The sequence below is a fragment of the Niveispirillum sp. GW835-FHT14G11 genome (genome assembly GCF_058793615.1).
Genome location: NZ_JBXAFZ010000020.1, coordinates 47,726 through 59,057, shown reverse-complemented (window position 1 = coordinate 59,057; position 11,332 = coordinate 47,726). Strand labels below are relative to the sequence as shown.

At 67.3% G+C, this 11,332-nt stretch carries 10 protein-coding genes; 5 read left to right on the top strand and 5 right to left on the bottom strand.

The features are described 5' to 3' along the window. Window positions 1-113: 113 nt before the first annotated feature. The 3 genes from AC1Q7F_RS27695 to AC1Q7F_RS27685 all read right to left on the bottom strand — a co-directional run bounded on the left by AC1Q7F_RS27695 (window position 114) and on the right by AC1Q7F_RS27685 (window position 2,949). The gene (locus AC1Q7F_RS27695; protein ID WP_492511836.1) at window positions 114-1,592 is read right to left on the bottom strand and encodes an FAD-linked oxidase C-terminal domain-containing protein; all 1,479 of its coding nucleotides are present in this window, start codon (window positions 1,590-1,592) and stop codon (window positions 114-116) included. Window positions 1,593-1,746: 154 nt separating this feature from the next. Next, complete coding sequence (gene ykgO, locus AC1Q7F_RS27690) at window positions 1,747-1,872, bottom strand: type B 50S ribosomal protein L36 (protein WP_029014073.1); 126 nt, start codon at window positions 1,870-1,872, stop codon at window positions 1,747-1,749. A gap of 138 nt (window positions 1,873-2,010) precedes the next feature. Further along, the gene (locus AC1Q7F_RS27685; RefSeq protein WP_492511791.1) at window positions 2,011-2,949 is read right to left on the bottom strand and encodes an SAM-dependent methyltransferase; all 939 of its coding nucleotides are present in this window, start codon (window positions 2,947-2,949) and stop codon (window positions 2,011-2,013) included. Between the two features lie 472 nt (window positions 2,950-3,421). Here AC1Q7F_RS27685 and AC1Q7F_RS27680 point away from each other — a divergent pair, with 472 nt between their 5' ends. After that, the gene (locus AC1Q7F_RS27680) at window positions 3,422-4,045 is read left to right on the top strand and encodes a cold-shock protein (protein ID WP_492511790.1); all 624 of its coding nucleotides are present in this window, start codon (window positions 3,422-3,424) and stop codon (window positions 4,043-4,045) included. 357 nt (window positions 4,046-4,402) lie between these two features. Beyond that, a complete protein-coding gene (gene ggt, locus AC1Q7F_RS27675) occupies window positions 4,403-6,169 on the top strand; it encodes a gamma-glutamyltransferase (RefSeq protein ID WP_492511789.1) in 1,767 nt (588 codons plus the stop codon). Here ggt and AC1Q7F_RS27670 read toward each other — a convergent pair. After that, the gene (locus AC1Q7F_RS27670) at window positions 6,166-6,717 is read right to left on the bottom strand and encodes a hypothetical protein (RefSeq protein ID WP_492511788.1); all 552 of its coding nucleotides are present in this window, start codon (window positions 6,715-6,717) and stop codon (window positions 6,166-6,168) included. The two genes, ggt and AC1Q7F_RS27670, sit on opposite strands and share 4 nt — an antisense overlap. Before the next feature lie 5 nt (window positions 6,718-6,722). Next, window positions 6,723-7,832, bottom strand: a complete 1,110-nt coding sequence (locus tag AC1Q7F_RS27665; protein WP_492511787.1) for a cysteine desulfurase family protein — start codon at window positions 7,830-7,832, stop codon at window positions 6,723-6,725. Window positions 7,833-8,144: 312 nt separating this feature from the next. On the opposite strand from AC1Q7F_RS27665, the gene AC1Q7F_RS27660 reads away from it, so the two are divergent. Genes AC1Q7F_RS27660 through glcF form a run of 3 tightly spaced genes read left to right on the top strand, consistent with a single transcriptional unit; the run spans window position 8,145 to window position 11,289 of the window. After that, entirely contained in the window at window positions 8,145-8,807 is a 663-nt protein-coding gene (locus AC1Q7F_RS27660) for an alpha/beta hydrolase (protein WP_492511786.1), read from the top strand. A 20-nt stretch (window positions 8,808-8,827) separates the two neighbouring features. Then, window positions 8,828-10,006, top strand: coding sequence for an FAD-binding protein (locus AC1Q7F_RS27655; protein ID WP_492511785.1), 1,179 nt, complete (start codon window positions 8,828-8,830; stop codon window positions 10,004-10,006). Beyond that, window positions 10,006-11,289 (top strand): glycolate oxidase subunit GlcF, encoded by a 1,284-nt coding sequence (gene glcF, locus AC1Q7F_RS27650; protein ID WP_492511784.1) that lies wholly within the window; start codon window positions 10,006-10,008, stop codon window positions 11,287-11,289. Before AC1Q7F_RS27655 ends, glcF begins: the two co-directional genes overlap by 1 nt. The last annotated feature ends 43 nt before the right edge of the window (window positions 11,290-11,332 follow it).

Below are 11,332 nucleotides of genomic sequence, written 5' to 3'. Positions count from 1 at the left end.
CGTCCGCCATCTTTATTGTCCGGCGTCGTCAGGGAATGTCCGCCCTGCGCGCCACGCATTGCGGTGCAGTAGAACAAGGGGCGGGCGGGGCGTCAATGGTCACGGGCGGGGGGTCAGAACCGGGGAAGCTCCGCGAAGGGTAACTGCCCGCCGCTGACCCGCATCCAGCCGCTGTCGGCGCAGCGGTGCAACGTAGGGAACAGCTTGCCGGGGTTCAGCAGCCCGTCGGGATCGAAGGCGCATTTCAGACGCATCTGTTGTTCCAGGTCGGCGTCGCTGAACTGGGCCGGCATCAGGTCACGCTTCTCGATCCCCACCCCATGCTCGCCGGTCAGCACCCCGCCCACCTCCACGCACAGGCGCAGGATGGCGGCCCCGAACGCTTCCACCCGCTCCAACTCGCCCGGCTTGTTCGCGTCGAACAGGATCAGGGGATGCAGGTTGCCGTCGCCGGCATGAAAGACATTGGCCACCCGCAGGTCGAACTCCGTTTCCATCTCCGCCATGCGCGACAGGACATGGGGCAGGGCCTTTCGCGGAATGGTGCCGTCCATGCACATATAGTCGGCACTGATCCGGCCCACGGCGGGGAAGGCGGCCTTGCGCCCGGCCCAGAAGGCCAGCCGTTCGGATTCGCTGGTCGATATGCGCGGCGGTCGGCCGCCATGGGCCGATGTGATCTCCGCCACCTGGGCAATCAGGGCATCCACCTCCGCTGCCGGCCCGTCCAGTTCCACGATCAGCAGGGCATCGACATCGCGCGGATATCCCACCTGGACGAAATCCTCCGCCGCATGGATGGCGGGCCGGTCCATCATCTCCATGCCCGCCGGGATGATGCCGGTGGCGATGATGGCGGCCACGGCGTCACCGGCATCGACGGTGCGGTCGAACCCGACCAGCAGGGCGCGCGCCACCTGTGGCCGGGGCAGGATGCGCACCGTCACTTCCGTCACCACGCCCAGCAGCCCCTCCGACCCGGTGATCACGCCCATCAGGTCGTAGGTCCCTGAATCGAGATGCTTGCCGCCCAGGCGTAGCACTTCGCCTGCCATGGTGACGAATTCGACTCCCAGCAGGTTATTGGCCGTCACCCCATATTTAAGGCAATGCACCCCGCCGGAATTTTCCGCGACATTGCCGCCGATGGAGCAGGCGATCTGCGATGAGGGGTCGGGCGCGTAATAGAAGCCGCGATCCGCCACCGCCTGGCTGATGGCCAGATTGGTGACACCGGGCTGCACCACGACGGCGCGGTTGTCGTGATCGATGTCGAGGATGCGCGACAGCTTGGACAGGACCAGCAGCACCCCGTCGGCCAGCGGCAGCGCCCCGCCCGACAGGCCGGTCCCTGCCCCGCGCGGCACCACCTTCACCCCCAGCGCGTGGCAGATGCGCAAGGCAGCCGCCACCTCGCCCGTGTTGCGCGGCAGAACGACCAGCATCGGCATCTGGCGATAGACTGTCAGTGCGTCGGTGTCATAGGCGCGCAACGAGGAATCGTCGGCGATGACGCCGCCGGGGACGGCGATCTTCAGTCGGCGCAGCAACTCGCCCCGCATGGCGAACACGGCGGGATCGGGCGAGGGCATGATCGGCATGGGCGCATCACCGGATGGGGTCAATCGGTGACAACCATGCGGCAAAGGCCCAGGGGTGCGGAACCCCCAAATGCGAAAACCGCGCCCAAAGGCGCGGTTCCTGCGTGCCGGGACGAATCCGCCCCGGCCAAACTGTACCGGTGACTTAGCCCTGGCGGGCCTTGAAACGCGGGTTCAGCTTGTTGATGACGTAGACACGGCCCTTGCGGCGGATGACGCGGCAAGCCTTGTGGCGGGTCTTCATCGACTTCAGCGAATTCACGATCTTCATGATAAGCACTCTGGCGCTGGAGGCGTTCTTTGCGAGGCGCGGAACATAGTCGCGGGTCGGGCCCCTGTCAACCGGACAGGCGATTTTCCGCCATGCAACCCCCACCCGCGCCCTCGGAAGCCCGATTCTGAGGCCGGATCAGCTCAATTCAGCGGGTTTCAAGGCATAGAATCGGTAATAGCGCAGGCCCGATGACAGGGCCGCCACGCGCCGTGCCCACATCTCCACCTCCTCCACCACGGCCAGCTTGGTGTCATGATCCATGCTGACCGTTTCCAGATGCTTCACCAGTTCCTGGATGGCGTTCAGGATCAGGGTGCGGTGGTTGTCGGTATTATCCTCGGTGATGCGGATATCCAGGTTGCGCTGGGCCAGCGCCCCCACATATTGCTCAACGGTCCAGGGCGCGGGCTCCACCGGCTCGGCATGGATCCAGCCGTCGAAATCACGCCCGCGCGCATGACCGGGGTCGATCACGTAGTCGGTGAACAATAGCTGGCCCTTGGGCTTCAGCACCGCCTCAATGCCGTCGACCAACCGGTCCTTGTTGCGGATCGTATAAAAGGTCTCCTTGGAGAAGATGGCGTCCACCCGCTTGCTCCAGGCGAAATTCTCCAAGTCCAGGGAAAGGATGGGCGATTGCCGGGCCAGCCCCGATTTTTGCGACCGGAACATCCCGGCCTCCGCCAGCACCGGATTGCCCTCCACCCCCGTCACCCAGGTGCCGTATTGCTTGGCCATGGCGCGGGTGGCGCCGCCCAGGCCGGCGCCGATATCCAGCACGCTCATGGCCGGGTTCAGGCCCAGCGGCTTCACGATGGTGGGAATGAACTCGTCTCCGCCGGGAGAGGAGAAACCCGGCCCCCAGATCTTCTCCACCACTTCAATACGGGTGGCGGTCCAGAGCGGCTTGCCCCGCCGGTTCAGATGCTTGCCGTCGCCTTGTGCGCCACCGTTGCCGGCACCCCCATGGGACGCGAAGGCTTCCTCTCCGGCTTCGCCGGAGCGGCGCTGGACGTCGATGCCTTCCCACCACGCCAGGAATCGTTCCTTGAACGTCGGAGGGGGGGCGGACACGTCTTCTGTGCTGCGGGTAGCGGCCATGCGGTCGATAAGGCGCTGTCCTTGTTGCGACGTTATGGAGATTACCTCTTATGCGTTTCAGGGGAAACAGTCTTGCATGGGACATCTCGCACGGAATATGCATCCCGCATAATGCCGTCCTAATAGCCGTCCATCAGCAGCGCGGCCACCAGCCCTGGTATTCTCCATTTCTGAAGCGGAGAAATGCTGCGTTGCGGTGCCATGATTTACCCCGCCGGGCTATGCAGTCCTTGCGTGGGCGGGCCCTCAGCCCTGCTATCATTTGGTAACATTCCACGGCTTTGATAGTGCATCCCGCCAATATCCAGTGTAGGGTCATGTTGGGATGGCTGCTGGACCGGCTCCTCGTGGATTGTTTTCCGCGCGGCGCAGAACCGGGTACCGTCCTTGCAGCCGGTCCCACCGGTGAAGTTCCCTACACTATGACAGTCGAGTTCGAGACCACATGTACGAGCGCCGTTCTCCGCAGAGCCCGCAGATCACCCGCCGCAGCGTCACCGCCACGGTCAAATGGTACAACCCCACGAAGGGCTTCGGCTTCGTGACCCTGTCCGACGGGTCGCCCGATGCCTTCCTGCATGCCTCGGTCGTCCAGGCCGTTGGCCATGACGCGCTGGCCGATGGCACGACCATCGTCTGCGATCTGTCGCAGGGTCAGAAGGGTCCGCAGGTCGCTTCGATCCACAGCGTCGATACCTCGACGGCTCAGCCGGCCCGCCGTGGTCCGGGTGGTCCGGGCGGTGGTGACCGCTTTGGTGGCGGCGGCGACCGTTTCGGCGGTGGCGACCGCTTCGGTGGCGACCGCTATGGCGACGCGCCCCGCGCCCCGCGCGTTGCGCGCAGCTTCGACAACGGCCCGACGGAATCGATCGAGGGCGTGGTCAAGTTCTTCAGCGCCGACAAGGGCTTCGGCTTTGTCACCCCCGATGGCGGCGGCAAGGATGTGTTCGTGCACATCACGGCGCTGGAACGTTCGGGCGTGCGGTCGCTGACCCCGGAGCAGCGCGTGCGTCTGCAGACCAGCATGGGTCAGAAGGGCCCGCAGGCCAACCGCGTCGAGATCCTCTGATCTCTGATTCGCGTTTGTCCTGACGCTGCCTTTGGCGTCACGTGGTTGAAAGTTTGGCAGCGCTGCCCCAACAGGCGGCGCTGCCATCTTTTTTATGCTTCGTAAGTCTTTTTGGTTCGCTTTGCGGTCATCTGCTCGGACTTGACTATGCCTGAAAGGCTGCGGCAGTAGTCACAGGTCCAGAATCAGTCATTCCAAAAGAAGTCTATGTGCGCCGGATGAACGGTGCCTATTGGGCGGGCCCTTCGTGGCCCGCTTTTGATTCCTGGGCCGCGCATGGGCCGCCCGTCAATCAAGTCTTGCCATCTTCTATTCCACCGGGCGACCATGTGAAAAATATGAGACCCCGGACAGGCAATGCGATCTCCCCATATCCCGACCTACTCCCGCCGCCTTGCCGCGAGCCTACTGGCCTTGGGGCTGCTCGTTGCCGCCGTTCCCGCCCAGCAGGCGCCGGAACCGGCCTCCGCCGCCAAGGCCAAACAGCTGGTGACCGCCCGCCGCCACATGGTTGTGGCGGCCAATCCGCTGGCCGTGCAGGCGGGGCTTGAGGTACTGCGCCAGGGGGGTAACGCCGTGGATGCGGCGGTGGCGGTACAGGCCGTTCTGGGGCTGGCGGAACCGCAATCGTCGGGCCTGGGTGGCGGGGCCTTCATGCTGCTGGCCGAACCGGGCGGCAAGCTGACTACCTATGACGGGCGGGAAGTGGCCGGGGGCGCCGTGACGCCCAATCTGTTCATCGGCGCCGATGGCAAGCCCATGGGCTTCCTGGACACGCTGCCCCAGGGCCGGGCCGTGGGCGTGCCGGGCGTCGTGGCCATGCTGGCCCAGGCCCATGCCGCCCATGGCAAGCTACCTTGGGGACCCCTGTTCCAGCCCGCCATCGACCTGGCCGATGCCGGTGTGCCCGCTTGGCCGCGCATGGTGGGGGTGCTGACCGACTGGCGCCGGGTCATGGGCAAGTCGCCCGACCTCAATCACGTCTACTACAAGGATGGCGCCGGGCCGCCGGCGCTGGGGGAACGCGTGCCGATGCCTGAACAGGCGATCAGCCTGCGCCTGCTGGCGGCGGCCGGTCCTGACGCCTTCTATCGCGGACCCATCGCCAAGGCCATTGTGGGCCGGTTGCGGCAGGCGGCTGGCGACAGCGGCGCACCCGTCCTGACCCTGGAGGATATGGCGACTTATCGCGCCGTGGAGCGCGCCGGCATTTGCGTGCCCTATCGCATCTGGAAGGTCTGCGGCATGGCCCCGCCTTCGGCAGGCGGGGTGGCGATCCTCCAGATCCTGGGCATGCTGTCGCAATATGATCTGCGCGCCATGGGCAAGGATGATCCCAAGGCCTGGCACCTGCTGATGGAGGCCAGCCGCCGCGCCCATGCCGACCGGGAGGCGCATGTGGGGGATCCCGACAAGGTGCCCGTGCCGACCCGGGGGCTGATCGATGGCGGCTATATCGCATCCCGCGCCGCGGGTATTGACCCGGCCCGCGCGGCCACCGGCGCTGTGCCACCGGGGGAGCCGCCGTTCCGTACCGGCGCCCTGTTCCCCGCCGCCGACGGGCCGGACGTCCCATCCACCAGCCATTTCTCCATCGTCGATGACGAGGGGCGGATGGTGTCGATGACCAGTTCGGTGGAGTTCGCCTTCGGTTCCGGACTGATCGCCGGTGGTTTCGTGCTGAACAACCAGATGACCGACTTCACCTTCGTCCCCACCAAGAACGGCAAGCCGGTCGCCAACGCGCCCGCGCCGGGCAAGCGTCCGCGTTCCTCCATGGCGCCAACGGTGGTGTTCGACAGGGATGGGACGCCGGTGCTGGCTGTGGGCTCCCCCGGCGGCACGGCCATCATCGGCTATGTCGCTGAAGCCCTGGTGGCCATGCTGGACTGGGACCTGGACCCGCAGGCCGCTGTCAGCCTGCCCATCCTGTTGAATCGCAACGGCGCCACCCAGATCGAATCCGGCCCCGCCGCCGATGCCCTGGCGAGTGCCTTGGCCGCCATGGGGCACGAGGTGAAGCGCGACGCCGTGAACAGCGGCATCCACGCGATCCGTATCACGCCGACCGGCATCCAGGGTGGCGCCGATCCCCGCCGCGATGGGGTGGCAATGGGGGATTAGCCAAGGCGCCGGGCCGCTTCCACGGCCATCGCCATGGCCTCCACCCGCGACAGGCGCGTGGCCGCCAGGGTCAGGTCGCCAAGGCGGAAGGCATCCAGCAGCAGGCGCAGTTCGGCCGCCATCTCATCCGTCACCGTCTTCATCGCCCGGGCGCGGGTGGCACGGGGGGCGGCGGCGATGGCGATCTCCCACGGACCGCCATTGACGGGGAGCGCCGGTGCTGCCTGCGCCAGGTCCAGCAAGGCGCGGGCGCGGGTCGCGGGGTTGCGCAGGATGGAAGCCGCCTTCCCTTGTGCCGCACGATGGGCCTGGGCGAATCCGGCCGCTTGCTCCCCCTTGGCCTCGAACCGGGCCGGGGCCAGGATGCGGGCGAATCCGGCCAGTTGCCGATCGATGGCAGTCAGGTCCAACTCGAACGATGCGGCCAGGCCCAGGCGGGTGAAGGGATCGACATCTCCTGGCGGCTGGATCGACCCGCAGCCATGGCAGAACAGGGCCCGGGTGGAGAGGTCGCCGGCGCAATGCCAGCAGGGCAGGGTGGTTTCCATGGATGTCATTCTTTCACGGCGCGGGCGGCCAGGGGCAGATAGCAGGCCAGGAACCGGTCGATATCGGCGGCTTTGGTGTCCCAACCCAGGCTGACCCGGATGGCCGATCCCGCCACTTCTTCCCCATAGCCCATGGCGGTCAGCACGGGTGACGCCTTGACCTTGCCCGACGAACAGGCCGATCCGGCGCTGACGGCGATGCCGGCCAGATCGAATGCCATCAACTGGCTGTTGGCGCCGGTGCCAGCCAGGGCAAGGCAGCTGGTATTGGCGACCCGCGGGGAATCGGTCCCGATCACCTGCACATGCGGGGCGGTCAAGCGCACAGCAGACTCCAGCCGGTCTCGCAAGCCGGCGATGGCGGCATAATCCTTCAACCCCGCGCGTGCGGCTTGGGATGCTGCCCCGAATCCGGCGATGCCGGCCACATTCTCCGTTCCCGCCCGCATCCGCCGCTCCTGACCGCCACCGCGCAGCAGCGGGGCCAGCGGCACCGACGGGGCGGCCAGCAGGGCGCCCACCCCCTGTGGCCCGCCGATCTTGTGCGCCGACAGGGTGACCAGGTCGAGGCCCAGTGCCGTCATGTCGAAGGGGATACGTCCCACCGCCTGTACTGCGTCGCTGTGCAGCCAGCCGCCATAGTGGTGGACCAGAGCCGCGATCTCGGCCAGCGGCTGGATGATCCCCGTCTCGCTGTTCACCGCCTGAATACTGGCCAGCGTCGGGCCCGGTGCCAGCATTCTCTCCAGGGCCGTCAGGTCGATCCGTCCGTCATGCCCCACGGGAATGATGCCGGCGTCCGGTCCGCCACATTCCAGCACCGACGGATGCTCCGTGGCGCCCAGCAGCAGGCGGCGGCCATGGGCGGCGGCCAGGCAAAGCGCCTGGTTGTTGGCCTCCGTCCCGCCGCCGGTGAAGGTGACCTGGGCGGCGGCGGCACCGGCCAAGGAGGCCACCTGCTCGCGCGCATCCTCCACCAGCCGGCGCGCCTTGCGGCCGAAACCATGGATGGAAGAGGGGTTGCCCAGCACATCCAGAGCGCTGACCATGGCGTCGCGCGCGGGTGCCCGCAGGGGGGCCGTGGCGTTCCAGTCGAGGTAAAGTGGGGTGCGCATGGGCTGCTTTTCCGCCAAAGGCTTGAATTCCCCTGCGAAGAGGCTTGAATACGAATATGGGCGCTGTGATATAGTCCGCCTCTATCCCATCGCGGTTAACGCGACGGGACAGTCCCGTGGACGGCGGGGCGTGCCCGTTCCGGGTGCGGTCCGACGGCCCACAACGCCTGAGGCAGTCCTATAGAATGACAGGGATGGACGGTCAAGAATCGCCCCCCGACCATGGCCGCCCGGCCCTGGGTCGTTTTACGGTCGCTGCCGCTCGCCTGTTGATGCTCGCCCCACGCATGTCTGATCGGGACCGGTGAATCGATGCCTGACGTGATCATGAACGGCCCCGCCGGCCGTCTGGAAGGTCGCTACTCCCACAGCAAGTTGCCGAACGCGCCCATTGCCCTGCTGCTGCATCCGCATCCGCAGCATGGCGGGACGATGAACAATCGCATCGTCTACACGCTGTTCCATGCCTTTACGAAGCGGGGCTTCTCGTCCCTTCGCTTCAATTTCCGGGGCGTGGGCCGCAGCCAGGGCACCTATGACCGGGGCGAGGGGGAGCTGTCCGACGCGGCCAGCGCGCTGGACTGGTTGCAGACCTACAATCCCAACGCTTCGGCTTGCTGGATCGGTGGGTTCAGTTTCGGCGCCTGGATCGGTATGCAGTTGCTGATGCGCCGTCCGGAACTGGACGGGTTCCTGTCCATCGCCCCGCCCGCCAACATGTTCGATTTCAGCTTTCTGGCCCCGTGTCCGGCCTCCGGGCTGATCGTGCATGGTGATCGGGACGAAATTGTGCCCGAGGCATCGGTGACCCGCCTGGTCAATAAGCTGTCCTCGCAGAAGGACATCAAGATCGACTATCGCCGGCTTGAGGGCGCCAACCATTTCTTCAACGAGAAGGCCGACGACCTGGGCAAGATCGTTGATGACTATCTGGACGTGGCCCTGACCAAGCCCATGGGGCCGAACGCGGCTTAACCGGCGGGGGGGGTAGGGTGGTGGACAGCACGCTCTCCCCCCTTATCGACGCCGTCCGTGCCGGGCAACCGCTGCGCCTGATGGCTGGCGGCAGCAAGTCGGGCCTGGGCCATGCCGTTGCCGGTACGCCCCTGTTGCTGACACCCTTGTCGCGTGTGATTTCCTATGACCCGCCCGAACTGATCCTGGTGGCCGAATCTGGCCTGTCCCTGGCTGAAACGCAGGCATTGCTGGCGGCCAGGGGCCAGGCGCTGGCATTCGAGCCGCCGGACCTGGGCCCCCTCTACGGCCGGCCGGCAGGGGGCGGCACCATCGGCGGTATCGTTGCCACCGGCCTGTCAGGGCCGGCGCGGATCCGGGCGGGGGCAGTGCGCGACCATGTGCTGGGCATGACGGCCCTGTCGGGTGACGGGCGGCTGTTCCGGTCCGGCGGCAAGGTGGTGAAGAACGTCACCGGTTTCGACCTGCCCAAGCTGCTGACCGGCGCCCATGGCACGCTGGGCATCATGACGGAGATCGTGCTGAAGGTGTTGCCGGCCCCGCCCGTGTCCAAGACCCTGGTGCTGGCTGGGATCGAGGGGGAGGGGGCCAGCCGCGCCCTGGCCGATGCGCTGGGATATGCTGCGGAGGTGGCGGCCGCCGCCTGGACCCCCGCCTACCTGCCGCTGGATGGCCTATTGCCCGACCGCACGCCTTGCGTGCTGCTGCGGCTGGACGGGGTGGCGGTGTCGGTGGCGGAGCGCCTGTCGGCGCTGGAGGGCCTGCTGGGCGGGCGGGCGGCCATGGCCGTGCTGGATGGCGACGAATCGGCCGCACTCTGGGCCTGCCTGCGCGATGCCACGCCGTTGGCGGAACGGCCCGATCTGGACGTCTGGCGCCTGTCGGTGCCGCCCATGGCGGGGATGGGGGCGCTGTCCGCTATCCGGGCGGCGATCCCGCGAGCGCTGGGTTGGCTGGACTGGGGTGGCGGGCTGGTCTGGCTGGGCGTGCCGGGCGGCATGGCCGATGCGGGTGCCGCCATCGTGCGCGCCGCCGTGGGCAGTGATGGGCATGCCACCTTGATGCGGGCCCCCGACGCCGTGAAGCAGAGTGTCCCCGTCTTCCATCCGCAGCCGGCGGCGCTGGCCGCCCTGTCGCAACGGGTGCGGGCGCAGTTTGATCCTGCCTGTATCCTTAATCCCGGGATCATGGGGGGCTGATGCAGACGCATTTCACCCTGGCGCAGCTGGCCGACAGCGGCACGGCGGAGGCGGAGAGGATACTCAGGAGCTGCGTACATTGCGGCTTCTGCACGGCGACCTGCCCCACCTATCGCCTGACGGGGGATGAGCGCGACAGCCCGCGGGGCCGCATCTATCTGATCAAGGATATGCTGGAAAGCGGGCGGGATGCCGGGCCGGTGGAAACCCACCATATCGACCGCTGCCTGTCGTGCCTGTCCTGCATGACCACCTGCCCGTCCGGCGTGCATTACATGCATCTGGTCGATCATGCCCGCGCTCATATCGAACGCACGGGCAAACGATCCTGGCCCCTGCGGCTGAAGCGGCTGGCCCTGCGCCTGACCCTGCCGCATGCTGGACGGTTTCGCGCCGCCATGGGGTTGGCGAAGGCAGCAAGGCCCTTCCGCGCCCTGCTGCCCGCCGACCTGCGGGCGATGCTGGACCTGGCGCCTGCCCGCATCCATCCGCGCCGCGCCCAGGAAGGACCGGCGATCTTCCCGGCGCAGGGGCAGCGCCGCCTGCGCGTGGCCCTGCTGCCTGGCTGCGTGCAGCCCGCCCTGGACCCCGCCATCAACGAGGCGGCGATCCGCTTGCTGACCCGGCTGGGGGCGGAGCTCGTGGTGGCCAAGGGCGTCGGCTGCTGTGGGGCGCTGACCCACCATATGGGCCATGACAGCCACGGCTTCGCCGCCGCCAATATCCGCGCCTGGATGGCGGAGCTGGAAGGCGCGGGCCTGGACGCGATCATCGTCACGGCCAGCGGCTGCGGCACCATTGTCAAGGATTACGGCTACATATTCCGCGACGATGCCGAGATGGCGGCGCCGGCGGCCAAGGTATCGGCCCTGGCCCGCGATGTGACGGAGGTGCTGGCCATGCTGGGCCTGCCGGAAGGGACGCGGGCGCCACGGCCGTTGCGGGTGGCCTATCATTCCGCCTGCTCGCTTCAGCATGGGCAGAAGGTAAAGGACCCGCCGCGCGACCTGCTGCGCGCGGCCGGCTTCACGGTCCTGGACGTGCCGGACGGGCATCTGTGCTGCGGGTCGGCGGGGACCTACAATTTGCTGCAGCCGGAACTGGCCGGGCAGCTGCGCGATGCCAAGGTGGCGGCGATCGAGGGGACGCGGCCCGACATCATCGCCGCCGGTAATATCGGCTGCATCACCCAGATCGGGTTGGGCACGGCCCTGCCCATCGTGCATACTGTGCAGCTGCTGGATTGGGCCACGGGCGGGCCGGTGCCCGACGGGCTGGCATGAAAAGGGCTGCGCGGGGTGTTGGCCGCGCAGTCTTTCAACCATT